Here is a 25,241-nt window from a genome sequence, read left to right as displayed (position 1 = left end):
GAAAATCCTGGTCTGAGCGGTTGCTCGTCAATTCGTTAGAGAAGGCGACGCAGCGGAAGACGACAGGTCTGCGGCGTCAAGCAACTGACGCGAGAGTTGCTCGCTGGTCGCAATGACATGGGCGGTAAGCTCACGGGCAGTGTCGGTTCCACGTCGCGAGTGCATCCATCCGAGATAGACAAGCGCTCGAAGCACGAGCATCGAAGGAATCAACGCAAGATGAGAATCGGGAAGTTCTCGCACCGACCTGTATCCATCGATGTAGCCGCGCAGCGCGTCGTCGTAGGTTTGTTCGCCGAGGTGCCAGAAAACAGCGGTGACCAAGTCCCAGAGGTACCAACCGTAGCCGCAATCGTCGAAGTCGATGACAATCAGACCGGCCTCGGTCTCCATGAGGTTATCTGGCACCAAGTCGGCGTGGACCAGCCCATAGCGGTCCGAACTCGTGCCAAATGCATTCATGGCGGCGGACGCAATCTCGGCAGCTCGCGAAAGCACCGCTCGCTGTTCCTGCGATAGAACATCGAGGTCTTTGAAATCGCCCCAGAGCGGTTCACCGATGTTGTCGACAACCTGCTCACTGATGCCGACGCATCCGGCGGTGTCCCACGCAGGTCGAAAGAAGTTGGCAGGCGTACTCCACGTCGAGCTCTGTTCGTGCATGAGCGCCGCCAAGCGTCCAATCTCACGGTAGACCGGTTCGACGCTCAGCGCGTCTGCGTAGTCCCGAGACTCGGCGGAGCCGATTGGCGCGCCGTCAATCCAAGCAAGCATGTCGACCCAGAAGAGCTCAGATGAGCCAGCGGGGGTCACACTGATGAGCAGTTCGTTCGTTTGCGTCGGGACAGCCTGCGATACGGGAATTCCACTTGAATGGAGCGCATGCATCCACTGGAGTTCCGACGTAAGCTCGCATGCGCTATGGTAGTTCGGACGATGGACCCGTATTGCAGCCTTCCGTCCATCGGGAGTGACTGCCTTGAAGACAGCATTTTCTCGGTACTTCAGCAGCGACAGCTCGCTGTCTTCAGGCCAAGCCCAATGCGCGAGCGACGCGCGAGCGGCTTCGTGAAATACTTCATGCTCCTGCTTGGATTTGGTCATGGGATTTACGACTCGTGTTATTGCTAGGGATGGCGTCGTTGTCACTCGAATGCTGCAGGACCAACGACGCCCTTACTGCATGCACAATCGAAAGCGCTGCGCATGCATCCTTTATGGCCTACTGATTCTGAAGACCAGGCTCGACGGAAAGAGGCGTGCTCTTGCCCACAGCGGCAATGCGATTGAGCATCACCGCGGACACGGCGGTGGCGATTGCCGCGACGACATATAAGGTCTTGGAACTTCCGGTTGCTTGAATTAGGAACCCACCGATGAGCGGCCCGAAAGCAAGGCCGCCTCCAACGAAAAGTGACAGAGTTCCGAAAAGTCGCGCCGAAGAAACTTTCGCTGCTGCAGCGAAGATGAAGGGCAATACGAACGTCCAACCGAACTTGAACAGAAAGACCGCCGCAACAAACCCTTCGAGTCCGCCTTTGTAGGAGAGGCCCAGAATCGAAGCGACCATCACTGCATATCCAATCCAGAGCACGAGCGAGCGATTAACCTTGCCTCCCAGATAGGACGCGAGCCCTGCTCCGATGATTCCCATGATGGTCGCGATGGACATGACCTTGCCGGCTGTAGCCGCATCCAATCCAACTGAGTGTGCCGAGCCATGAACGAAGGTCCATACGCCGCCCATCGCAAGATAGAACAGGAACACCGACAGGACCACAACAACAGGCAATGCGAAGCCCGAGGTCGAGTTCCCTGCAGAAGCAGTTCTTGACGCAGCGGGTTCCGGGCGTACCAAAAAGTCCGGAAAGTTACGCGCCACAGCGATAAAGCTAATTCCGAGGAGTCCCATCGCGACATACAGCGCCGCCAATCCGAAGGATGCAAAGAGTTGCGGGAAAACCCACAGGCCGATAGCGCCTGCTATGAGCTGGCCGGTGATACACACGCCAAACAAGCGGTCAGGGTTGTGCGCTCGCGCAGCGGTCATTAGACAAAGCACGTTAAGAACACCCGCTGCAAGCGACGTGATAGAGCGCAGCACCAGCAAAGCGATGAATGTTGTACCTAACCAAGCAGTGGCGAGGTTGCCCAAGCAGAAAACAATTGCCGCCACCAGAGCAATGCGTCGTCCGTCCACCCGATGAAGCGCCAAGCTGCACGGAATAGTGCCCAAGCTGAATGCTCCAAGCTCGAAAAAGAAGTAAGTCCCAATTTGCGCCGGAGAAAGCTTCAACTGCAGCGCCATTTGACTCGCCGCTGCAGGGGCAACTAGAAGAATCATCGGCACGATGGCCGTGATGACGACCAAGGACAGGTACGTCGCCCTCGATATGCCCGGCGCGCTTGTTTGATTGCCTACAGAAATAGGTTTCATACTAAATCCTGTTGCGTTTGTTCAGAGCCGTTGACAGACGGCATCGAAGAGGATTACGGGTCGTCGGTGGTGGCTTAGAAGAAGTGCCGGATGCCCGCATAGAACAAGAGTTGACTCTGTGAGGACGAGTTGCCAATCGTGAACATATTCGCGACCTGCCCAGGAGGGCCTGAAACGCGCTGGAAGTTCGTGGCAAGCATTATGTCGGTGCGCTTTGAGAGGAAATAATCAGTTGCGAGGTTCACTTGATTCCAGTGCACACCATTTGTCCAGGAGTAGGTGTAGCCGCCATTGACGTACAGGTCGGGCTGAATCTTGTACTGGATAGCACCTTCCGCATTCGAGACGGTCTGCTTATTTTGCGCAGCGCTAGCGTCGGTGAAGTAGATTCGCGTGAAATTACTGCGGAAGGTGAATTTGTCCCAGTCATAGGCGGCGGCTACGCCGTAGATGTCTGTGCTTCGCAGCGCAATCGACTGCGCTGGATTTGCGGTGAGCGAGCGGTTCAGGAAGTTCGCCATGCCTGCGCCCGTTCCCGGAGCAATGGACGTCCCACCTACGCTGGTTGTGAAGGCTTCCGCTCTGAAGTTGCCTTCTTTGAAATCGAGCGCAGCACTGTAACTTCTGCGAGTGTTGGTCGGGCTCGTTGCCGAACCGAAGCTGTACATACCGCGTGCGCGAAGGCCGGCGAGGCGAGGCGATTCGTACGAGACAGTGTTAGCTAAAGCGACGCCCGGGACGCGGTCAAATGCGCCAGGGTGGAAGGCGAACAACGTCCCTGATGCGGGAGCCGAGTATTGAACGAAGTCGACCGAGTAGTCGTACTGCTGACCCATCGTGAACTTACCGAGGGTAGTGCTCGAGAGACCAACGTAGGCTGAGCCGCCCCACATTTCATTGGTGCCATACGATTGGCCCGTGTTGAAGTTGTAGGTGTTGTTCAGGTTGAAGAACGCCTTGAGTCCGCCGCCCAGGTCTTCAGTTCCGGTAATGCCCCAGTTGTTCGACCAGTGACCACCGCTCGCCAGCTTGACCAGGTGCGAACCACCGACATTGTTCGCCCAGACAATGCCGTCCACGATGGAGCCGTAGAGTGTCACAGACGATTGCGCATGCGCCTGACTGCACGTACAAAGAATAGCAAGAGCCGTTGCGAGAGTTGCGATTGGTCGCGTCGGTCGCTTCTCTTCACCAAACGAATTTTTCGTAGTCCGATGCATTGCCAGTGCATCCTTGTCGCATTTCATGTCTCGCGGCGTCATCGAAGAATCTCCGGGGTTGAGCTCGCTGTTTTTTAGCGCCTTTGCTTCAAGCACAGCGTGTGGTGTGTTGATGGGCTCAATTGTTGAGCAGTCAAAAACGCGCATACATGATAAAGTGCGCCAAAGACATTGCGAAAAGCGCCAAAACGGGGTTGCGTCAGGGTTTTCCCCACACGATTCTGGTAGGGGGAATCGGGTTATCTTCGAGTCGTGTCGGCTGCAGCGTCCGCGCAGCAGCTTTAGGTAGGGTGGGCTTGCAGCGCGAGGCGAGCACCCGCGCTCAGAAAGGTCTTATTGGTGGACTGATGAAATCATGGGTAATAGTTCAAGTGCGCAACGTGCGCCTCTGTGCCGAGCGGGTCAAATGGGCCCCCTCATCCGGGCGTTGGACGCGGCGGGCGCAGATACCGAGAGCTTGCTCACACGGTATCGCCTCAATCGCAGAATGCTGTCAGACCCGTATGAGATTCTTCCCGTAATCACGTACATCGAAATCTTTGAGGAAGCGGCAGCGTTACTGAGCGAGCCCACACTCGGACTGCGACTGGGGCGCGACTTGCACCTCTCGGAACTCGGCCCTGCCGGCTTGGTGTTCACCTCCTCTTCGACGTTGAAGGTCGCCATGCGGAAGTTCTCTCGAGCAATTGAGTCTTGGCAGGGCTCCACGTCGATGGACTTGCTGCTGAAGCATGATGCTCCCAGCTGGTTCTACCAAATCAGCGACGCCAGCATTTGGCCGCGAGCGCAGGACACAGAATTCAGCCTTTCGGCGATGTGCAACATGATTCGGCTAGTGCGCGGACCCAATTGGAATCCCGTCGAGGTTCAGTTTGAGCACGCTCCGCCGTCTGACCTGAAACCCTACAGTCGAATGTTCCGATGCCCGGTCAGGTTCAGCCAGCAGACGAACGCGGTTTTGCTGTCTTCGAAAGACTTAGATGCACAAATCAAGAGCGCCGACATCCACATGGCGGCGATGATGGAACGTCACGCAGCCGACCTTATTGCGCGCGAGGCAATTCCCCACAGTCTCGTCGAACAAGTGAGAGACCTTGTCGCAAGGCGGTTGTCCCGAGAAAAGCTCATCGTCGGGGATATTGCGAAAGACCTCGGGCTTTCGCAGCGGTCGCTTCAACGGCATCTCGCGGACGCAGGCACGTCTGTCCGGGATATTGTTCGAGAGGTTCGGAAGGAGAGTGTCGAGACGCTTTCCGCGAAAGACGGAATGTCACGTGCCGCCCTTGCGCGAGCAGTGGGATACGCCGACTCTTCGGTCTTGTGGCGTGCGACTCAGAACTGGGCATCGGACAACGAACCTGCCGCCGACCCCTCCGGTCCGGCCAAGAAGCGCGAGTAGTCTCGCGCACTGCAATGCTCGTCAATTGCCCGGCGGGAATGGCGCGAATTATCACGACTTTGGCACCTTTTGCCATGCGGCCGTATTTCTGGTGTGGCTACTATGAAAAGTGCAGAAGCCCGCCGACCGCAAATCGGCTAAATCAGCGGCGATTGGCCGCTTCGTAAAACGTAGGCGTTTTGCCGACGCCTACAGATGAGTGATGCGCATCGAGATGACGCATCCTGGAGGAAGGAGCAGGAGATGCCCAATATCACAGTTTGTCTGTCGTTCGATGTGGATGCAGTCTCGTCGTGGATTGGCACGGCGAAGTCAAATGACCCCTCCACGGTTTCGCGCGGAGAATTCTCGGTTGTCGGCACGCCGCGGGTGGTGAACCTCCTGAAGCGCTTAGACATCCAGGCAACGTTCTGCATTCCCGGCCACACCGCCTACGCATTCCCTGACTTGGTCCGAATGATTCGCGACGAAGGTCATGAGATTGGTCACCACGGCTGGGTTCATGAGAATCCCGCTGACTTCGATAAAGCCGGTGAAATCCGGATTCTCGAGAAGGGGCTGGAAGCACTCGAGCGAGTTGCAGGAGTCAGGCCCGTGGGTTATCGCTCACCGGCGGTCAATCTCAGTCACGATACGTTGAAGTTGCTTACTCAGTACGGCTTCGAGTGGGATTCGAACTGCTTCGCCAACGACTTCTATCCGTACTACCCGCGCACTGGCGACAAATGGGGACTAGACGAGCCCTATCAGTTCGGTGAAGTACTTGACTTGGTCGAGATGCCCGTCAGCCACGTTCTCGGGGACTTCTCGGCGTTTGAGACCATTCCGGGCTTCTTTCCTGGATACGTTCCGCCCCGCACGCTTGAGGGAATGTGGAAGGACGACTTCGATTTCGCAGTGAACGAATGTCCCGACGGCGTCTTCATCCTGACCATGCATCCGCAGACGATTGGGCGCGGCAGTCGTATTCGAATGCTCGAGCGTTTTATTCAGTACGCTCGCGAAAACGCAGACGTGACGTTCACAACCATGGGTGGGTACGCGCGCTCGTGGCGAGCGGCCAATCCACTTGAAGAGTGGAAACAAAAGAATCCGATGCGTACTGGGGTGCACGCTATTACGAAGGTGTAAATCCGCAGTACGTACAGGCGCGGCTGAGCCGCGCCTGTATAGGCACTCGCCTGACAGTAAAGCTCGCCTCTTCCTTACTGCGCGACAGTACGTCCGTGACGATTCTCGGTGACACGCTGAGCGATGGTCGCAAAATAGTCCGGGTCCGCAACCCAGCTCTGCGGGTTGTAACCCGCATTCCGCCATTCAACAAGGTCGGCTTTAACCTGCGCGCGCGTCAACGGGCGGGAGGCGTCGTTATTTGTTGGTTGAGCATGGGCGACCGAGCATAGGACTGCTGCGCCAACGGCGCCAGCTCTAAGGAAAGTAATGATTCGTCTCACGAGAGGCTCCTGTTCGTTGCTGCCGCGTAATCGCGGTGTCAACGATTGTAGTGCGCTCGTGAAAGGGGTGCAGTAATGAGGACCTTTGGCGTAAATTATCATTTCCGCCGCTTGAGCCAGCGCTCTTTTCCGAGGCGCGGCTACAGCAAAATTGACTCCCCGGCCAAGCCGGGAAGCCAGCATCCGCTACTTCTTGATGCTGATGACGTGCGGCTGAGTCATTGCCTTCAGACCTTCAACGCCAAACTCGACTCCCCACCCGGAACCCTTGATTCCGCCGAACGGCACCATCGGGTGGATTGCACCGTGTTGATTGACCCAAACGGTACCCGCCCGAACCTTCGTTGCTACCTCGGCCGCACGGTCCAGGTTTGGTGACCAGACTGAAGCTCCCAACCCTACGTCGAGTCGATTGGCGCTTGAAATTGCATCGTCCAGTTCCCGATACTTGATGATGGGCAACACGGGCCCAAACTGCTCTTCATCGACCAGACGAGCGCCGTCATTCAGGCCCGTCACCAGCGTAATCGGATAAAAGTAGCCGCGAGAATCTGACGTGGTTCCGCCGCATTCGATTTTGCCGCCTTCGGCTTGGGCCGATTCAACTAGCGATACCACCTTGTCGTACTGTTTCTTGTTTTGAATCGGACCGACCGCCACGCCGTCGTTCATTCCGTCGCCCATCGGGAGCGCTTCAGCAATGGCCTTGAGTTCAGACACTACAACATCATGAAGAGCTTGGGGGACGTAGAGGCGCTTGATGCAAGCGCAGGTTTGTCCCATATTGAGGAAGGCTCCCCAAAACAAGCCCATCGCGATTGCTTTGGGGTCCGCATCCGGCAGTACGATTGCCGCGTCGTTACCACCAAGTTCCATTGTCGTGGGGGTCACGGATTCCGCCGCGGCCGCGGTGATACGGGCGCCGGTTGCAGTCGACCCTGTGAATAGAATCTTATCGACATCGGTATGAGCGGTGAGGAGACCGCCGACCTTGCCATCGCCCGTAACGGTGTTCAAGACGCCGGGGGGAAGCGCTTCGGCCATCAGGCGAACCATTTCCAGCGTACCGATGCTGGTTAGCTCCGACGGCTTGATGACGACGGTATTGCCAGCGCGCAGCGCCGGCACGATTTGCCAGATTGCGATGAGCAACGGCCAGTTCCACGGGGCGACAGCCGCCACTACACCGTATGGCTGACGGTACATGACGTCGCGTCGGGTATCGTCTTCGAAGACCACTTCCGGCGACAGGTCGAGACTTGCCGGCACGCGGGTCCAAACCTCGCAGCCCCACATCTCAAAGCGTGAACCAGGCACTTGGTCGGGGCCAACGCCGCCGAGCGGCTTGCCTTGTTCCCGAGTAATCCATGTCGCCAGATACTCAGCGTTTTCCTTCAACACGTCGGCGACGCGCTGAAGCGCGCTTTTGCGCTCGGCGTCTGAGAGAGCTGACCAAGCCGGCTGCGCGGCACGAGCGGCTGCGACCGCCGCATCGACTTGCGCTGGCGTTGATACCGGAACCCGGCCGATGGCTTCCGCCGTGGCCGGGCTCAGGGAGTCAAAGTACTCCGGGCTGTCGACCAACTTCCCGTTGATGACATTGAGGTAATTCTTCATGCGGTGCTGTCTCCTTGTACAACCTATGCACTCGGGTTTGTCCGTCAATGGAAAGCCACTTCGGACGTAGGGATTGAGCTAGAGTACGAAGTCAGTAGCAGCGAGTCGCTTGCAAAATGCGCCAAATTGATGACCCTTTCCGCCACCGCGAGCGCACTGGACGAAGGTGGGAAGCTGCTACAACCCAGGCCTCAACGATTGCGAAGGTCGACGATTCGTTTCGCTTTACCTGTCGACGACGTCGGGATTTGGCCCGCGTCCAAGACCGTCACGTCAGTCGTGACACCGACCATCGTCTTGATGCGACGCTGAAGTTCTTTCGAGAGCCAGTTGCGCTCCTCATCGGTTAGCGACGCGGTCAATTCGGAGCGCGCCTCAACGCGTACCCCGAGGGCGTCAAGATGGCCTTCCCGCTTCAGCGTCAGCTGATACTGCGCACTCAGTTCCGGCATGGCCAGAATCAGTTCTTCAATCTGACTCGGGAACACGTTCACGCCGCGAACAATCATCATGTCGTCGGAGCGTCCCGTGATGCGCGCCATCCGACGCATCGAGCGCGATGTCGGCGCAAGTAGTGCCGTCAAATCGCGAGTGCGATATCGGATGATGGGCATTGCCTCTTTTGTGAGGGAGGTGAAGACGAGTTCGCCCGGACTGCCATCGGGAAGAACTTCGCCTGTCACAGGGTCGATAATTTCAGGGTAAAAGTGGTCTTCCCAGATAACCGGACCATCCTTTGACTCGATGCATTCACAGGCGACGCCTGGCCCCATCACTTCGGAAAGCCCATAGATGTCGATAGCGTCGATGCCAGCGCGGCTCTCAATCTCGCTGCGAAGCGCTGCGGTCCAAGGCTCGGCGCCGAAGATGCCAATCTCCAACGACGAACTTGCTGGGTCCATACCCTGCCGGACCATCTCGTCGAGGAGGTTCAGCATGTAGGACGGCGTGACCATGATGATGCGTGGCTCGAAGTCATGGATGAGCTGGACTTGCTTCTCGGTCTGGCCTCCCGACATAGGAATCACAGCGCATCCGAGGCGCTCGGCACCGTAGTGGATTCCGAGACCGCCCGTGAACAGCCCGTATCCGAAAGCGTTGTGCAGCATGTCGCCGGGCTTACCGCCCGCCGCTCGAACGGAACGAGCCACGACTCCGGCCCACGTTTGGATGTCGTTGGCTGTATATCCGACGACCGTCGCCTTGCCTGTCGTGCCGCTGGAAGCATGAATACGTGCGAGCTGGTTGCGGGGCACCGCGAAAAGGCCAAACGGATAGTTGTCTCGCAGGTCGGATTTCGATGTGAACGGAAACTTCGAGAGGTCGGAAAGCTGCTTCAGGTCATCAGGGTGAACGCCTGCAGCATCGAAAGCCTGCTTGTAATGTGGCACGTTCGAGTAGGCATGCGACAACGACCACTTCAGCCGTTGCAGTTGCAGCGAGCGTAGCTCATCCTGGCTCGCGTTCTCGATAGGTTCTTTACCATTCGTTTCCATCAGCATCTTCGTCTCCGACATCCTGTTCGTTCTTGCGCATCGGCTCTGCTGCCGCAATGTTTCTCGCGACCGAGCGTTTGCGCACGGCGCACGACCTCAGCCTTACATGAAGTCGAGGCCGCAAAATACGGCCTAGTGCTTAATTTTTAGAGAAATTCGAATTGGCGAACGCTATAAATTGCGCCAATGAGGTGATATTCCGCGCCAGAAGTGAAACGACGGTTCTCGACCAACGCGGCGGCGGCGGCGATGACCGAGCCATCGCCGAACGGCGCAGTTACTGGGAATTTAACTTTGCTTTCACGAGGGAAGTAGCCCCCGAGAGTTCACCGAAGTTCGAGTTCGTGGCAAGAATCTTCAACGCCTCTCGCTCAGCACGTTGCATGGATGCGGCTCGGTCAATGTCCGCATGGGCCTCGTCAACTGGCAAGAAAACTACCCCAGCCTCGTCAGCGATGACAAGGTCCCCTGGATGGACCACCGCGCCGCCACAACTGATGGCGAAGTTCATTTCCCCGCCCACGCCCAACAGCCGAGTAGTTATCGAGCTCACCCCGGTCGCCCATACCGGCAAGCCGATTTCCCGAAGCTCGTGTGGGTCGGCAACAGGCCCGTCAATGACGACGCCCGCTATTCCTTTGTTCTTCAATGCGAAAGCGACGCCACCTCCCAGACAGGCATGATGACCGTCTCCAAGTCGGTCAATGACCAGCACATCCCCCTCACGAAGGAGGTTGACCGCGTGATGCAGAAGGCTCGAATCAGCACCCGGCAATGCAAGCGTGACTGCTGGGCCCACGATTCTCGGCACGGTAATCGCGGGGCGGACCGCAGGGCGCGGAAATCCCGTCAGGCGGAAGTGCCCAATTGTTGCGGGCTCAACGCCCAAGGCCATCTCGACGAGCTCAGAGCCGATTTTCTCTGGCATTTTTTTCAGACGAAACATCGATTCAGCCCTCCGTCTTGGGTTGATTTAGGCGGCGATGCTGCCGAACGGGAATCCGCGCACGAACGTTCCCGATGAGCTTCGTATCGACGGTCGCTGTGGCCGACCCTTCCACGTTGGACACCTGGGCGACGACTGTGCCCCAAGGGTCAACAATCATCGAGTGACCCCACATGGAATATTTGCCGCCGCCGAATGAACCGACCTGGTCCGGCGCAACGACATAGCATTGCGTCTCAATGGCCCGAGCACGGAGGAGAATTTCCCAGTGGTCAGCACCTGTCTGAAACTGAAATGCGGACGGCGCGAAAATGACGTCTGCGCCGGCATCAGCTAGGGCGCGGTACAGCTCGGGGAAACGAAGGTCGTAGCAAATAGAAAGTCCCAACTTGATGCCCTCGACCTCGACGCATACAACATCATTGCCCGCATCAACGAAGTCCGACTCCTTCAGTTCCATACCATTCGGCAGGACGGCGTCGAACCGATGCATCTTCCTGTACTTGGTGACAAGTTCACCCTGCCGGTCGAAAAGCAGCGCGCAGTTGAATACACGGTTCTCGGCTCCGGCCGACTCCATTGCGCTCCCGGCAAGGAAGTTGATGGAGTGTCGTTTGGCGATTGCAGAAAACGCGTCGAAGAGGTCGCCTCCCGGGAACAGCTCGCCCGAGTCGGCCATCCGCTCGGTCTCGCCACAAATGAAGGCAATCATCTCGGGAAGTGCGACCAAATCAGGGCGGTCTCGAGCGACGACCTCCTCGACGAGGCGCTCGATTTTCGCGAGATTCTCGACCTTACTTTCGCCTGCAGTCATCTGGATGACGGAAATCTTCATGTTCTTCTCCTTTCATAATTGAGCATCGAGCCGATTGACCAGCCTCCAAACCGGCGAAGCGGCGGATTGAATCTATGCCGCAACTACGCGGCTGCCACGTTTAACCGCCTCAGTCGTTTCGCTGCGGAACGGCCTGTAACCCGTCGAAGTTATTACGCAGTGCTTGTTGCGCTCGCATTTGCTTCAATATGAAAGCGAAAAACAAAATGCAAGATGTCAGCGCGCCTCCAACCCCGACAATCGACACAGCTGTACGCAAGGCTCCGCCGCCCGTGGGCAACATCGAGACCGTGATTCCAACTAGCATCGGGGAGATAGACAGACCGCAAATGTTCACAACCAGCACATACACCGACGACACGCGACTTCTGATTGGCTTCGGTGTGCGTGTCTGAATCAGCGCGGGGGCAATACCTACAGCACAGCAACACAGCGCGTGAAGGACCGCCACTGAGCAAAAGATTGCCAACGGCGAATGAGCGAAGTGGAGGAAGGCGGCTGTCGGCAAAGCGGCCAGCGCACCGAAAGCGGGAATCAGAATGACCGCAGTCGGCCCGCGTTTGCGCTGTACTCGGTCGGCCAACATTCCGGCAACGAGCATGCTGAATCCACAGGAAAACAAAACGATGAGTCCGTAGGGCCGACCAACCTGTCCCGGAGTCCAGCCGAACTCTCTGACGAACATCGTCGGAACCCAAGACAGCAGTGTGTAGTTCACAGTCAGAATTCCACCCATGCCGATGAATAGGGTGGTTACAAATTTCCAATCCCCCTTCATGTAGCTGAAGGCGCCTCCGCCGTGCGAAGCCGATAGAGCATGCGTCTCATTCTGGGCGACCGTAGTTTCCTCGTCGCGGACGTTCGAGCCGAGCACCCACCACAACACGGGAATCAGCAGAATTGCAGGCAGAGCCACGGCCAAGAACGTCAACTGCCATGGAGCCAAGGAACCAAGCCCCATTGCGTTGATTCCACCGTGGGCCTTCAACCAGTCGTACAGACCGCCGACGATATAGAACGAGGACCCCGCTCCGATGACCGCTCCAACCTGAAACACGCTCAGAGGAGCATTCTGTTTACCAGCCGCAAATCGTTCGTGAATGATTGCGTAGGCAGCCGGTGCAAGAGCCGCTTCACCTGCCCCGACAAGCATTCGCGCAATGAGAAGGCCTGAGAAGCTGTGCACCAGGCCACAGGCCGCAGTCGCGCATCCCCAGATAACAAGGCCGAGGAGGATAGTGCCTCTGCGAGACCACCTGTCCGCCAACCATCCGCAGGGAATGCCGAGCACAGCGTAAAACAATCCAAATGCCAAACCCTGCAAGGCACCGATTTGCTGGTCGGTCACGCCAAATTGAGCTCGAATAGGGTCAATCACCAGTGCGAGTGCAAATCTGTCGATGACTGAAACAATCATCGCGAGGCAAAGCACTAGCACCAACGACCAAGCCGAGCTTACTTTCGAAGATTGTGTTGTTTTGAGCGGGTCCACGTCTCCTCCCACAAGTATTAGGACTTGTTCGATTGGCGCTTTTCCACCAAATCGATGGTTGTCGTCCACGCCGCTGTCAGCCCTTGAGCAAGGGCAAACTGTTCCATTGCGATGAACATACGGCTAGCGCCATGTTCAATCGCGAAGGCTTTCTCCTCCGGGCTCCATGCAGGAAAGAGCCAAGGCTTGCCGGCCGCTTTCGCTGCTTCGATGATTTGCTTGAAATCGGCATAGTCGGCGTCCGTCTTCTTATAGATTTTTCGGCCGCGACGAATCGCAAGGTCCGTCGGCGCGATAAAGACGCCGTCGACCGTATCAAGGGCGAGAATCTTTGAGACTTCCTTCAGAGCACGCTCATCCTCAATCATCGGAAAGCACTTGGTGCCTCGATTCTGTTCGTCAATCCAATCGTCTTTCGGATACACGAAGTTAGTGGTGCGACCACCAGCCAGGCTCCGGTCGCCCAGGGGCGGGAACTTGGCGTAACCGCAAACCCGCGCCGCTTCTTCCGCGCTGGAAATGTGCGGAATCGCCACAGCATCGCATCCGAAATCCAACGCCTGCTGCACGGCTTCACGAGTAGGCCCCAGAATCTTCGCGAACACTTCAAACCCGAGCGCTTTCAGGAACGGCACGAAACGGTCGAGTGCAACCAAGTCGAACGTCCCATGCTCGATATCCAGAATCGCGGTTCGGTATCCAATGCTGCGTGCGATTTCAGCGGCGGAGATATTGGGCCCGGAGAACCAGAGGCCAAGATGATTCTTGTCGTATACGGCGTCGCTCATAAAACCTCACTAAGGATGCGAACAAAAGTGGAAGGACGCGCGGCAAAGCGATGCCCCGCGGGCATCGATGGTCCGCAAAATTTCAACGGGAACTACAGTGAACTACTGACCGAATTGCTCGTAAATGTCTGGCCGCCTTGAGCGAACAACTAGGGCGACAACAAAGCCCAGCACAGCTATTGCAAGGAGAAGCCAAGGGAAGCTCTGCACAATCGGGCTATCGGACCCGGAGAGCACCTTCAGATTTCGCAACAGAATTACCCCAACTCCGAGCAAGCCGACTGTCCCCAAGACGGGAGCGACGAAAGCGTTCCACACTCGAGTGTCTTTGCGTGTTCGGCGGAAGAAGGCGGCGACTGCCAAGCTCGTCGCTGCTTGCAAAAAGACGATTCCTACCGTTCCCAACGCAGCTCCCCAGCTGAACATCACGCCATAGGGGTCGCTTCCAGCGAAGATGAAGGGCACAACAAGCACACAAACGGAAAGCGTCTGTACATAACTGGCGATGTACGGCGAACGATGCTTGCGGTGCAAGCGGGTTAGTGCACGCGGCAACATGCCGTCCACTGCAAGACCATGGATATACCGAACGATAGTGTTGTGAAACGACAGAAGGCTCGCGAAGATGCTTGTCAAAAGAAGGTAGCTCATCGACGTGGTCGCAAGAGGACCGAGGTGCCGGTCCGACTGTATGAACCAGAAGTTGCCGGGCACTTTGTTGGCAATCTCGGTCACCTCTCCCACGCCGTAGGCGCAGACGATTGCCCAAGTGACGAACGCGAAGAACACGAGTATCAGAACCACAGAGACGTAGGTCGCTCGGGGGACAGTAACGCTCGGGTCACGACACTCCTTTCCGAAGATGGCCGTAGCTTCGAAGCCAATGAACGAGGCGAAAGCAAACATGACCGCAATGCCCAGATGACCACTTAACACGAGCTTTGGCTCGAGAGGTGCCGAGGTGAGGCCGCTCGGACCACCCCCGTGAACGACAATGGCGACACTGAGCAGCAGCAGAATGCCCATCTCAAGGCACATCAACACACCCAACACTCGGCTATTGAGGTCGATGCCACGAATGCCTAGCACTTGGACCATTCCAAGGCACAAAATCGAGTAAGCAAACCACGGCACCGCGACATGAAAAAGCGGCGAGATGATTTCGTTGCAGAAGAAGCCGAACAGTCCGAAAAGCGCGACTTGAATGAACGTATAGGAAGCGAGCGCGACAAGCGCTCCCGCCATACCGGCAGGACGGCCAAGGCCAGCGGTGATATATGCGTAGAACGCGCCGGCACGAGTCACGTGTCGACTCATTGATGCGTAACCGACGCTGAATACAAGCAGAACTGCACCTGCGATGACGTAAGCGCCCGGAATCCCCGCGCCATTTCCCAAACTGATTGCAGGAGGAACTGCCCCAAGCATTCCCGTGAGAGGGGCCGCAGCCGAAATCACGAGGAACACCACCTGCCACATTGTCAGAAATCTGGTCTGCGTCTTATCCTGCTGAGCAGAATTCGATGCATCTGTCGACGTCATGAGCTTGTCCATCGAACCGTCCCTTGTAAGTCCGTGTCTAATTCAGTTGCCGCGCTCGGTGAAACATTCGCTGCGCAAAGTAAGCCTGCTGATGTTTATCTTAGGCAGACCAAAACACGGTCGATGCTTGCGCTTTGCGCCAAACCTTTGATGAAACGCGCCACACACTTCGCACGCTCGTCTACTCCAGAGCAGAGAAAAGCGCGGGCTGATGCCCGCGCGTCGTGGTTCAGCGAATTACTCACGAGGCTTGCACCTCTACGCTTCGGAGAAGAGGCCGCTCGCTGCGCTCGACCCTGAAGAGCACTATTCCGGATACAACGGAGATGCCCGCGGCAAGCATGAAGAGCACTTCAAGCGACATACCGGAATCCAGCAGTCGGCCGGCGAGCAACGGCCCGATTGCCAGGCCCGAACCGATGATGAGATTGAGCGATGCGACAAGTCGGCCGGTGCGGTCATGGTCTGCAGTTGCTGCCATGATGGACGGGAGTACGAACGTCCAGGCGAACTTGAACGCGAGGACCGACGCAACGAATCCAATCAAACTCCCTTGTGCGGTCAGACCCAGCAACGCGACCGTCAAAATCGCGTAGCCGGTCGCCAGCATGATGGAGCGCGCGATTCTTCCGCCAAACATCGAAGCGCACGATGAGCCTGCAATTCCCATGATGCTGGCAAAGGCCAGAACGGTGCCCGTCCCCTCGGCGTGCAGGCCGGCGGACACCGCTGCTTTGCTTGCGAAAGTCCACACGCCTCCGATGGCGATATAGAACGAGAACACGCCGAACACCACCATCGCCGGAATAACGACGGTGTTTGCACCAGGCGTGTCCTGCTTCTCTCTTTTGGTGGCAGTTGCGTCGGTACTTGTCGACGCAAAACCGCTAATGAGAGGCGTGGCGCAAAGAGCCAAGACTGCCGATGCGATATACATCACCCGCAAACCAAACCGGTCGAAGAGGAAGGGAAATACAAGCGTGCCGGTCGCTCCGAGCACAAGTTGCCCGATAACCCACAAGCCATAGACGCGGTCGCGGTTTCCGCTTTTGGCCGCGCTAGTCATGCAGAGGACGTTGAGAGTGCCACCACCCAATGCCGTAATCGCGCGTAGCGCGAGCAGCCCTGCGAATCCAGGCATCAGCGACGCCGTTGCAATGTTTCCAGCGATGAAGATGACTGCTGCGATGACGCCGACTCGTCGCCCGTCTACCTTTCCAAGCCATAGCCACGAAGGCAGTGCTGCGGCACTGAATGCGCCCAGCTCGACGAAAAAGTAAGTGCCAATCTGCGAGGCCGAAAGCCCGAGCTGGTGACCCAGCTGCGACGCGACGACAGGCGCGACTAATAAAAGCATGGGCGTTATCGCTGCGAATACGATGAGTGCCCACAGGGTTGTTCTCGAGAAGTTGCTCGAGGGAAGTGAGGACGAGGACGTCATGGATTCAAGACCCCTTCGAAGAGCATTAGGTATGGCGGCCACGCGCGTAGTGCCGCCATTTCCGTGTGGTTTTCCCTGTGCGGGCCGTCTATTGCAGGTTCAGCGCTGTGGCGATTTCATCTATCAACTCGCGTTGGAATGCCACGAACCGGCCGCTGGGCTGCCAAGCGAGCGCAATGTCCAGCATCGGGTCCACGACCGCCGTACGCACGCCCGCGAGTGTCTCGACAATCGCGTGTCCGCAAAATGGAACGTATGCCTCCGAGTAGCCGCCCTCGTGAACAACGACGAGACGCCCATTGCAGAGGCGCTCCGCTGCGTCGAGCATGGTCTGCGTCATGGCTCGGTAGCTTTCACTGTGAAGCATCATTCGAGCGAGAGGGTCGACCGAACTCGCGTCCAGCCCGCTGGCCACGACGATGAGGTCGGGTTTGAAGGTCGCGAGCGCGGGCAGCACGATACGCTCGATTGCATAGAGATAGGCCTCGTGACCGCTTCCTGGCAACAACGGAATGTTCACGTTTGCGCCCACGCCCGCACCTACGCCGCGGTCTTCAGCACCGCTGTAGCCGGGAGGGAAGCAGTTCTCTTGATGCAGCGAAATCGTCAGGGTGTTCGCATCTTCGTAGTAGATAGACTGCGTGCCATTGCCGTGGTGAACGTCCCAGTCGACGACAGCAACTCGCTGAACGTTGTGCTTCACTCGTGCGGCTTCAATCGCAATGGGGATGTTGGCGAGCAAGCAGAATCCCATCGACTTCTCGCGCAAGCAATGATGACCAGGGGGCCGCGAGAGCGAGAACGCATTTTTCGCCTTCCCTGTGACCACCGCATCGATAGCGTTTATCGCGAGGCCAGCTGAAACCGCAGCGATTTCATAGCTACCTTTGCCGAAAGGGGCAAGGTCGCCGAGGTCGCCGCCGTTCTCATCGCTCAGGGCCTTGAATTGCTCGAGATACGTATGCGGATGAATACGCAACATGTCGTCTTTGGTCGCGGCCGGCGCGCCCGCCATGAGTAGCGAGTCCGCCAACCCGGACGCCTGAATCAGGGACAGGAGTCGACGCTTCGAGTCCGGAGATTCCGCGTAGCCACTGGATGACGGGGGTTGCACCCAGCCGCCGACCGGGAAAAACAAGGCATGAGTACCGCCCGTATGCCAAAAGGTCCGCTCATCTGTAAAAAAGGCAGTCTTACTCATAAGGTGCTCTCGCTCGTGGTCTCGTGTTGGGAACTGCGGCGCTTCACTACTGAGTGCGTCAACGGCCCGTTGCACGGGCAAACGCATCCCTGACCTCCACGACAAAGCGGTACGCTCAGCCTAAGTGTCAAGGACAACGTAAAAATTAAATCCGGAATCTCTAAGATTTGTGCGGGCTCGGGTGCTTTGCACCGTCCCTCCGCTTTACGACGTCTCCTGCTTTATGCTTGGTCCGTCATCGAGTTGCTGCCTGACCCGCTGCAACTAGCCTGAAGCCATTGTTTAAGAACAAAACTGGGCGGTGTTTCGTAAAGTGCGCCAATGTGTTGATAAAGGGCGCCACGCCTGCCCTTTGGAGCTCAGTTTTTATGGAAAACCCTGTGTCGTCGAACGATATTTTCCAGTTCCTTAATCAACTTGGAGATGAGTCTCGCGCGCTCGCGATGACGTATTTCAGGGCGCGCTTTCATGTGGAGAGAAAATCCGACAACAGTCCGGTCACCGACGCAGACCGAGCTATCGAACATCGACTTCGCGAGCTTATAGCTGAGCGCTTTCCATCTCACAGCATCGTGGGCGAAGAGGAAGGCGGGAGTCTTGCCGAGGGGACGAATTGGGTCATTGACCCTATCGATGGGACGAAAAGCTTCGTTGCTGGAATCCCGCTGTTCGGCTCGTTGGTAGCTATGCTCGAGGCCAGACTTCCGAAGTACGGCTTGATTGAGATTCCGGCGTTAAGCGAACGCTGGATAGGCAGCGGCGATGTCGCACTGTTCAACGGCTCCGTTTGTAGGACGAGCTCATGCGAACACCTTCATCAAGCGCGGCTGTGCGCGACTGACCCGCATATATTTCGAGACGCGGCACTCGAAGCGTTTGAGATTTTGAGGCGCTCCGCTTCAATCACAAGGTTTGGCACGGATTGCTATGGCTACGGATTACTTGCATCTGGCCACGTGGACCTTGTTGTAGAAGCGGATTTGGAGGTCTACGACTTGATGGCGGTCGTACCGATAATCGAAGCATCTGGCGGCACGGTGACAACGTGGTCAGGCGAACCACTTCACGAGTGTTTCGACGGTACCGTTATCGCGGCAGCGACTACTCGGCTTCACGCAAAGGTCGTCGAGATGTTCAGAACGGCGCGACCTCAGTGACGACGTGGTAGCGTCGAGAATCCTTGTGCGCTATTCAGTTGGATGAAAGATTGCGAGTGCTGAGGCCGTATGGCGCCGCATCAATCTCGGCCGGTCGCCTCCGTATCGTCGCCGTCACCAACCTCGCGCTCGCGGCAGCCAACGTGAATCCAAGCGAGCCCTGCCCAGTGTTCAACCACAAATTTGATACGCGGGTCGGCCCAATGAGGGGCTTGCTATCAGGAGTCGTCGGGCGCGCTCCTGTCCATCGGATAACGGAGGAGTAGTCGCCTCCGTAGGGCATCGTGGCTTGGGCCTGCGACTTCAGCAAGTCGATTCGCGTTGCGTCTTCACGAGAGCCGGCCGGCGTCATATCGACCATTCCGGCAATCCGAAGCGTCTGACCGAGCCGCGCGTAGACAACCTTGTGATGCAGGTCCGTTACGCTGACTGCGGGTGCGCAGTGTCCATCCCTAACTGGGACCGTGAGGCTGTATCCCTTAAGCGGGCACATCGGTAGGTGAATCCCGAGAGGCGCGGCCAATTCACGGCTTCCGTTTCCGAGTGCGAGAACGTATTCGTCTGCGACGATGTCCCCAACAGAGGTGCGCGCTGCAACGACCTTCCCGCGCTCATGCTGAAGGCCGTGCAACCTAGTTCCGTACTGGAACTTGACCCCGTACTTAGCGGAGGCGATGCGAGCAAGCTCCCGTGTGAAAAGATGGCAATCACCGGTCTCCTCGGAGGGCGTGAAGATGCCCCCAACGAGTTTGTCTCGGATTGATTCCAGTGCCGGTTCTGTCGACACGCAGGCGCCAGGACTCAATGCGGCTTGCTCTGCGCCGAACTTGGCTTGGAAGTCCATCTGTCGGCGAGCACCCTCAAAGTCCTCTGCGTTGCGATAGACCACGAGTTTGCCGCTCTTGCTAAATGCGAATTCGAGGTGCTCGGTTTTCATCAACTCGTGCATGACGCTTCGACTGTAGGCGCCGAGTTGTAACAATTCGACCGTCGTTCGGCGGCTCCGCGACGCAGTGCAGTTGCGCAGGAACTGCGCGCACCATGCCCACTGGTCAAAATCGAGACTCGGCCGGAATCGCAGCGGCGCCGTCCTGCTCAGCAGCCAGCTCGGAAGGTGGCCAAGTACCGATGGTCCGGCAAGTGGAGCGACGTAGCTATAGCTGAGTTGGCCGCCGTTTGCGAAGCTCGTCTCAGCGCCCGCCTCCGAATGCTTCTCAACAACCGTCACCTCAAATCCCTCACGGGCCAGAAAGTAGGCTGTCGTCACGCCAACAACGCCGCCGCCAAGAACACAAACGCGCATCTGCTTTTCGCTTCGAAGGTCGCCGACTGTCGTCTCGGCCCATGACGAAGACCAGCTTTGACTGGCCCTCAATCAGTATGAGAACGAGGCTTGGTGGCCGCAATTGAGAAAACGCTGGGCGGTATAACGGGGGGTTAAGGGCATGCGCAGGTTCGGATACACCCGCGCCGTCGCGGGCGAAAAAATTCATGCGAGGTAGCTCGCTGGGGTAATCTGACCGAACGCCGCGCAGTGAGACCAGCGGTGCTTAAGCGCGCACCGCCGATTCGGCGACGCATGGTTTATGTCCACAATATTTTGATGCACCGATATGCGCTTGCGCCACATTGAGGTCTTCCACGCAGTGATGCAGGCCGGCTCGCTTTCCGGTGCCGCGGCGCTGCTTCACATATCGCAGCCCGCCGCGAGCAAAATGCTGGCGCAAGCTGAACAGAGCCTCGGGGTCGAACTGTTCAAGCGCCTTCCCAGCGGCTTGAAGCCGACGCCCGAAGCCACCTTGCTCTTCCAAGAAACAAAGACCCTGCACCAGAGTCTTGAAAGGGTGAGGCATCTAGCGCGCAACCTGTCCGCTCATCCCGGCGGGTTGCTGCGAGTTGGTTGCATACCCAGTTTGGGTTTGGGCCTCGTGCCGCGAGTAATCGCGTCGTTCATGAAACAGTGCCCGGATGTTTCGATAAATATCCGCACTGAGAACAACGAGACACTGGCGGCGCTTCTGCTCGCTCAGGAGATTGATGTCGCGGTCGCGTTCGAACCGCCCGTCACGCCCGGTATCACGATAGAGGAACTCGGGCGCGCGCGAGCAGTGCTGTTCGACTCTCGAACCCACGACATAGAAGAGACGATGGTCCAACTCTCAGACCTCGACTTCCCCAACTGGATAGCCCTGGACCCAGAGGACCCGCTCGGCGCTCGCGTCTCCGCTGCAGTGGCGGTTATGGGCCGGGAACTGACCCCTATGATAGAGGTGAAAACGTACTACCTCGCCCGAGCTTTGGTGGAAAGCGGCGTTGGATTCACCATCATCGACGAGTACACGGCCTATTCGCATGCGGGCGACCACAGAAACGTAGTCCCGGTGGAGCCCGAAGTATCAGTGGGAGTCTGCTTGATGACATCTGCGAGCAATGCAAGCTCACAAGCGCTGAGAGTGCTCGTCGAGCAATTAACGAGGGAGCTCGCGAAGCACGGGACCAGAAGCACGCCGGGATGAATTCGTGAAGGGGCCAAACTTCGGCTTCACCAAAAGAAAAAGCCCACACGATTGGTGCGGGCTGAATCCATATCGGAGACATGGAGGAGACATGGGTTAGTATAAACCCCTATCTTTCCTTGTCAAACACTTCCTCGCCGAAGCTTCCGTTCGGGCTGGATTACCAGACCCGGACCGATACAGGAGCTATGCCGAAATTTTCTCGACGACCGGGCAACGACCAGTATATAATTAACCGACCGGACGGTCTGTCAATTGACCGCCATGGTCCGACGGGCGCCGAATCTGTGCTTTGGCTTGTAAGCAAAGAACGATTCTAAGCGGTCCCATGTCCCACATCCGCTGGAAGAGTCTCCCAATGAGCGTTGAGTCCGCTGCCCCATTCAAAAACATTCAGTGTCGTGTCGATGAGCGCGGCGTGGCCACCGTCCAGCTAGAACGGCCCGATGTCTACAACGCTTTCGATGAAGAGATGATTGCAGAGTTGACCGCATGCGTCCGCCAAATGGCCAATCGCTCTGACGTCCGGGTTCTGGTTCTTGCCTCCGGCGGCAAGGTGTTCTGCGCAGGCGCGGACATCAACTGGATGAAGCGTGCCAGTGCCAACACCCCCGATGAAAATCGGGCCGACGCTGAGCGATTCGCCGCCATGATGAGCGCATTCCACCAATGCCCGAAGCCGATTATCGGGCGGGTTCAAGGTGGCGCATTTGGCGGCGGTGTCGGGCTGGTGTGTGTTTGCGACGTTGTTGTTGCCAGCGAGCAGGCGACTTTCGCTGTTGCGGAAGCTCGATTCGGAATTTTGCCGGCAGTCATCGGACCGTACCTTATTGAAGCAGTTGGTGTGCGCGAAGCAAGAAGGCTCGCGCTGACGGCGACTCGCATCCAGGCAGGGGAAGCGAAGACTACAGGACTCGTCCATCACGTGTGCCGGCCGGACGAACTCGACATGCAGGTCGAGGCCGTTCTCGCTGACATGCTCGGCAACGGCCCCACCGCGTTGCAGGAAATCAAAGAGCTCTTCGCCTCGGTGGCAGAAAGACAGATTGGGCCAGACGTTATCGCGGAGACGGTAAGCACCATTGCGCGAGTACGCACGACAGAGGAAGCCAGAGAGGGATTTGCTGCTTTCTTTGACAAACGGCAGGCGACTTGGAGCGTTCGATAACGGGCCACGTGCCCCGCAAACTCGTAACCGAATCTAACCTACCGAAAGACTCTTAGTCATGGCTTCGCTTTTCGCATCGAAACTCCGCCGCAGTCGTCCGCCCATCAACGTTCAATTGAACCCGATTCGCGAAACCGCGGACACGGAACTGAGCTTCTACCGCAAACTTCTGCTTGGTCCAGCCGCACTCATGTCCCGAAGCATCGACGAGCGTCCGGACACCGATGGCGCTGCAATCCTCGGATACAACTGAAGACTCTGGGTGAACAGACGGACAGCGACCGGTTTGACGACCAGCGTGCTTGAGGCTTCCTCAAAGCGACTCTCCGCTCTCAGTCCGAGCGATTGTTGAACGCCTGGCTCCTCTTGGCGAATACACTATCACGAGGCATCCCGGCACCTCGTCGAAAGCGCTGGCTTGGCTCGGTTACGGCGAGCGCTTGAACGCGAGAAGAGCATCAAATTCATCTCGCGCTTTCTGAAGCTCGCTCATCGCTGCAGCAAGCCGGGCCAGTTGCAGCGTCGGCGCCTCCGTCCTCTCTGCTTTGAAATGCTCTTCCAGTGCGCTTGACGCGGTTTGCACCGCCCGGGCGGCTTCCGCGACACGAGCAACTGCCGCGGCTTCGTCTGCATTCTTCTGGACTTGCCCCATCATCTTGTCCACAAAATTCCAAACGACGCTGGACTCGCACCCGTCAAGGGAGGGCTACGCCAAGTGGGATGCTGTGCGAAGTTGAAAGCAGCAAGAATAACGAGCGACGGTCACGTGCGATGGTGTGTTGCCACACCGAGACCGTCGTCCCGTGCTTTGGTCCCTCGTTCTCGAAATATTGAAATCCGCGTGCTGCGAAGCTGAGTCTGTCCAATGCCCTTCGGACCACCGTCCGTGACTTGGACGGCGTGGCGAATAAACCGGCGTGCCTACAAGGACGCATGGACCAAGTCGACAACTACACGAGACCCGAGCGCCAGCGACCAAGCGCAGCGACGACGAAAGTCGGCCAACTCGCCGACATTTTGCTCGCCGATGCGACGGCCGGAATTGAGTTGGTCGCAAGAGAGCTAGGCTTGCGAGACGAGATGCGCGAACGACTCCGTCGGTCGCTCGACGGATTGGCTTGCGCGCAGACCGTTGTGGAGGCCCTGCGCGTTGGATTCGCTGTTGATGCGCCCGACGACGGAATTCACCACGAAGTTAACCTGATGGAGAGCTCTTGCGAGCAATGGAGAGGCTCGGCCGAGAATGGCCAACAGAATACAGCGCCGACGCTGTCGAATGGCTCGTGCTCGGCGAGCTCCGCTATTGAATCGCAATGCCCGCGAGCTTGAGGCCTTCCGCCCCACCTGCCTCCGAGAGATGAACCCCTCTCAGACCACGTCACCCGACCGCTTTCCCGCAAGAACTGAGGTACAAGCGTTGTTTTTGAAGAAAAGAATGCGAGAAGTGCTTTGTTTTGAGACCCTATCCAATTGCGCATTGCGAAACCGGCTGCTACGCTTGCCGACAGCTTAAGACGACGCATGTGTCGAGTGCTTCACACACCCGGGGTGCTTCGTCTTAAGCAGCGTTCAATTTCAGGAGAGCCTCAATGGCAACGAAGAAAGCTGCTGCACCGGCCAAGAAGGCCGTAGTCGCGAAGAAGGCTGTGGCTGCAAAGAAAGCCGCCGCGCCCAAGAAGGTCGCTGCAACCAAGACCGCTCCGGCAAAGAAGGCTGTTGCGGGCGCAACGCTCAAGCCGGTGAAAGACACGTTCACCAAAGCGTCGCTCGTGGCTCACGTGGCTACGCAAGCCGGCGTCGAACCGAAGCAAGCGAAAGCTGTGTTGGCAGCGCTCGAGGACACGATTCTGGGTGCTGTGAACAAGAAGGGCTTGGGCGAGTTTACGCTGTCCGGCCTGCTCAAAATCAACGCGCAAAAAGTGGAAGCAAAGAAGCGTCGCTTCGGCAAGGACCCGTTCACGGGTCAGGAGCGCTGGTTTGATGCCAAGCCCGCCAGCGTGAAGCTCAAGGTGCGCGCTCTGAAGAAGTTGAAGGACGCAGCTGCCTAAAGTTGCTGCTTGAACTGGTCAGAAGCCCGCCTCGAGCGGGCTTCTTCGCATCTGCTTCTCGGGCTGGCGTTTGAAACAACGACGGACGGGCCGCAAGTCTCACAATTTGCGTCTTCGATAAGTCGGGCAACGAACGTGGTGTATGCCTTCACCCGCGCAGACTCGGTACCGAGCTAGGGGCGCATGGCCTAGAAAGGGTGCGACCGACTGCACGAATCCGAAAGACTACGACAAGCGCACCCAGCAGGTCATCGTCGAGATGACCACTTGGGAGTGAGGACCGCAGCTTCGAATGTATCGGCAACGTGAACGTGATGCGCGCTGCAGCCGCAGCTTTTGTGAAGCTTGTGTACCGGGTAGCCGCTTCAAGCTCCACAAGCGTGGTTAGCGAAGGCGTCGATAGCCCTTCGCTTTCTCTGTTGGCAGTTTCATCGTGGGTCTTCGACGCTCTTCTTCTAACTGTAAAAACCGCGCGCCCCGGGGC

General features: G+C 57.6%; 23 protein-coding genes and 1 pseudogene. 9 read left to right on the top strand and 15 right to left on the bottom strand.

The window, feature by feature from the left end; translation table 11 throughout:
- Positions 1-27: 27 nt before the first annotated feature.
- The 3 genes from AWB79_RS27225 to AWB79_RS27215 form a co-directional block, all read right to left on the bottom strand.
- Complete coding sequence (locus tag AWB79_RS27225) at positions 28-1,104, bottom strand: phosphotransferase enzyme family protein (RefSeq protein ID WP_061170551.1); 1,077 nt, start codon at positions 1,102-1,104, stop codon at positions 28-30.
- A gap of 118 nt (positions 1,105-1,222) precedes the next feature.
- Positions 1,223-2,437 (bottom strand): MFS transporter, encoded by a 1,215-nt coding sequence (locus AWB79_RS27220; protein WP_063963556.1) that lies wholly within the window; start codon positions 2,435-2,437, stop codon positions 1,223-1,225.
- Between the two features lie 74 nt (positions 2,438-2,511).
- Positions 2,512-3,699, bottom strand: coding sequence for a porin (locus AWB79_RS27215; protein WP_157695861.1), 1,188 nt, complete (start codon positions 3,697-3,699; stop codon positions 2,512-2,514).
- Between the two features lie 364 nt (positions 3,700-4,063).
- Here AWB79_RS27215 and AWB79_RS27210 point away from each other — a divergent pair, with 364 nt between their 5' ends.
- A complete protein-coding gene (locus AWB79_RS27210; RefSeq protein WP_232471040.1) occupies positions 4,064-5,056 on the top strand; it encodes an AraC family transcriptional regulator in 993 nt (330 codons plus the stop codon).
- Between the two features lie 243 nt (positions 5,057-5,299).
- Complete coding sequence (locus AWB79_RS27205) at positions 5,300-6,187, top strand: polysaccharide deacetylase family protein (protein ID WP_061170588.1); 888 nt, start codon at positions 5,300-5,302, stop codon at positions 6,185-6,187.
- A 74-nt stretch (positions 6,188-6,261) separates the two neighbouring features.
- Here AWB79_RS27205 and AWB79_RS38495 read toward each other — a convergent pair whose 3' ends face one another.
- The 10 genes from AWB79_RS38495 to AWB79_RS27160 all read right to left on the bottom strand — a co-directional run bounded on the left by AWB79_RS38495 (position 6,262) and on the right by AWB79_RS27160 (position 17,868).
- Entirely contained in the window at positions 6,262-6,612 is a 351-nt protein-coding gene (locus AWB79_RS38495; protein ID WP_096031620.1) for a DUF4148 domain-containing protein, read from the bottom strand.
- 84 nt (positions 6,613-6,696) lie between these two features.
- Positions 6,697-8,127, bottom strand: a complete 1,431-nt coding sequence (locus tag AWB79_RS27200) for an aldehyde dehydrogenase family protein (protein WP_061170547.1) — start codon at positions 8,125-8,127, stop codon at positions 6,697-6,699.
- A gap of 191 nt (positions 8,128-8,318) precedes the next feature.
- Positions 8,319-9,629 carry a phenylacetate--CoA ligase PaaK gene (gene paaK / locus AWB79_RS27195; protein ID WP_061170587.1) on the bottom strand — a complete coding sequence of 437 codons (1,311 nt, stop codon included), beginning with the start codon at positions 9,627-9,629 and terminating at the stop codon, positions 8,319-8,321.
- A gap of 271 nt (positions 9,630-9,900) precedes the next feature.
- A complete protein-coding gene (locus AWB79_RS27190) occupies positions 9,901-10,569 on the bottom strand; it encodes an RraA family protein (RefSeq protein WP_061170546.1) in 669 nt (222 codons plus the stop codon).
- 4 nt (positions 10,570-10,573) lie between these two features.
- A complete protein-coding gene (locus tag AWB79_RS27185; protein ID WP_061170545.1) occupies positions 10,574-11,404 on the bottom strand; it encodes a carbon-nitrogen hydrolase family protein in 831 nt (276 codons plus the stop codon).
- Between the two features lie 109 nt (positions 11,405-11,513).
- Positions 11,514-12,896 (bottom strand): MFS transporter, encoded by a 1,383-nt coding sequence (locus tag AWB79_RS27180; protein ID WP_157695860.1) that lies wholly within the window; start codon positions 12,894-12,896, stop codon positions 11,514-11,516.
- Between the two features lie 17 nt (positions 12,897-12,913).
- The gene (locus AWB79_RS27175) at positions 12,914-13,684 is read right to left on the bottom strand and encodes an HpcH/HpaI aldolase family protein (RefSeq protein WP_061170543.1); all 771 of its coding nucleotides are present in this window, start codon (positions 13,682-13,684) and stop codon (positions 12,914-12,916) included.
- A gap of 102 nt (positions 13,685-13,786) precedes the next feature.
- Positions 13,787-15,238 carry an APC family permease gene (locus tag AWB79_RS27170; protein WP_232471039.1) on the bottom strand — a complete coding sequence of 484 codons (1,452 nt, stop codon included), beginning with the start codon at positions 15,236-15,238 and terminating at the stop codon, positions 13,787-13,789.
- A 229-nt stretch (positions 15,239-15,467) separates the two neighbouring features.
- Complete coding sequence (locus tag AWB79_RS27165; protein ID WP_061170541.1) at positions 15,468-16,667, bottom strand: MFS transporter; 1,200 nt, start codon at positions 16,665-16,667, stop codon at positions 15,468-15,470.
- Between the two features lie 88 nt (positions 16,668-16,755).
- Positions 16,756-17,868, bottom strand: coding sequence for a histone deacetylase-like amidohydrolase (locus AWB79_RS27160; protein WP_061170586.1), 1,113 nt, complete (start codon positions 17,866-17,868; stop codon positions 16,756-16,758).
- 368 nt (positions 17,869-18,236) lie between these two features.
- Between AWB79_RS27160 and AWB79_RS27155 the strand changes: the two genes are divergently transcribed.
- The gene (locus AWB79_RS27155) at positions 18,237-19,025 is read left to right on the top strand and encodes an inositol monophosphatase family protein (protein WP_061170585.1); all 789 of its coding nucleotides are present in this window, start codon (positions 18,237-18,239) and stop codon (positions 19,023-19,025) included.
- A gap of 34 nt (positions 19,026-19,059) precedes the next feature.
- Here AWB79_RS27155 and AWB79_RS27150 read toward each other — a convergent pair whose 3' ends face one another.
- Positions 19,060-20,328 (bottom strand): D-amino acid dehydrogenase, encoded by a 1,269-nt coding sequence (locus tag AWB79_RS27150; RefSeq protein WP_061170540.1) that lies wholly within the window; start codon positions 20,326-20,328, stop codon positions 19,060-19,062.
- Positions 20,329-20,638: 310 nt separating this feature from the next.
- On the opposite strand from AWB79_RS27150, the gene AWB79_RS27145 reads away from it, so the two are divergent.
- The 3 genes from AWB79_RS27145 (at position 20,639) to AWB79_RS27135 (ending at position 22,962) form a co-directional block, all read left to right on the top strand.
- The gene (locus AWB79_RS27145) at positions 20,639-21,541 is read left to right on the top strand and encodes a LysR family transcriptional regulator (protein ID WP_061170539.1); all 903 of its coding nucleotides are present in this window, start codon (positions 20,639-20,641) and stop codon (positions 21,539-21,541) included.
- 358 nt (positions 21,542-21,899) lie between these two features.
- On the top strand, positions 21,900-22,709 hold the full coding sequence (locus tag AWB79_RS27140) for an enoyl-CoA hydratase-related protein (protein ID WP_061170584.1): 810 nt from the start codon (positions 21,900-21,902) through the stop codon (positions 22,707-22,709).
- Between the two features lie 58 nt (positions 22,710-22,767).
- Positions 22,768-22,962 carry a hypothetical protein gene (locus tag AWB79_RS27135; RefSeq protein WP_061170538.1) on the top strand — a complete coding sequence of 65 codons (195 nt, stop codon included), beginning with the start codon at positions 22,768-22,770 and terminating at the stop codon, positions 22,960-22,962.
- Between the two features lie 174 nt (positions 22,963-23,136).
- On the opposite strand, the gene AWB79_RS27130 is transcribed toward AWB79_RS27135, so the two are convergent.
- Entirely contained in the window at positions 23,137-23,373 is a 237-nt protein-coding gene (locus AWB79_RS27130) for a hypothetical protein (RefSeq protein ID WP_157695859.1), read from the bottom strand.
- 269 nt (positions 23,374-23,642) lie between these two features.
- Between AWB79_RS27130 and AWB79_RS39710 the strand changes: the two genes are divergently transcribed.
- The 3 genes and pseudogenes from AWB79_RS39710 to AWB79_RS39175 all read left to right on the top strand — a co-directional run.
- The gene (locus AWB79_RS39710; protein ID WP_157695858.1) at positions 23,643-24,038 is read left to right on the top strand and encodes a hypothetical protein; all 396 of its coding nucleotides are present in this window, start codon (positions 23,643-23,645) and stop codon (positions 24,036-24,038) included.
- Positions 24,039-24,298: 260 nt separating this feature from the next.
- Positions 24,299-24,757: an HU family DNA-binding protein gene (locus tag AWB79_RS27125; RefSeq protein WP_061170536.1), complete on the top strand. Its 459-nt coding sequence runs from the start codon at positions 24,299-24,301 to the stop codon at positions 24,755-24,757.
- Positions 24,758-24,953: 196 nt separating this feature from the next.
- Positions 24,954-25,083, top strand: a pseudogene (locus AWB79_RS39175) (S-(hydroxymethyl)glutathione dehydrogenase); the annotation flags it as partial.
- Positions 25,084-25,241: the final 158 nt, after the last annotated feature.

This window comes from Caballeronia hypogeia (assembly GCF_001544875.2).
Classification (GTDB): domain Bacteria; phylum Pseudomonadota; class Gammaproteobacteria; order Burkholderiales; family Burkholderiaceae; genus Caballeronia; species Caballeronia hypogeia.
Note: the sequence above shows the minus strand (reverse complement) of the source record. Positions and strands in the feature narration are given on the sequence as shown.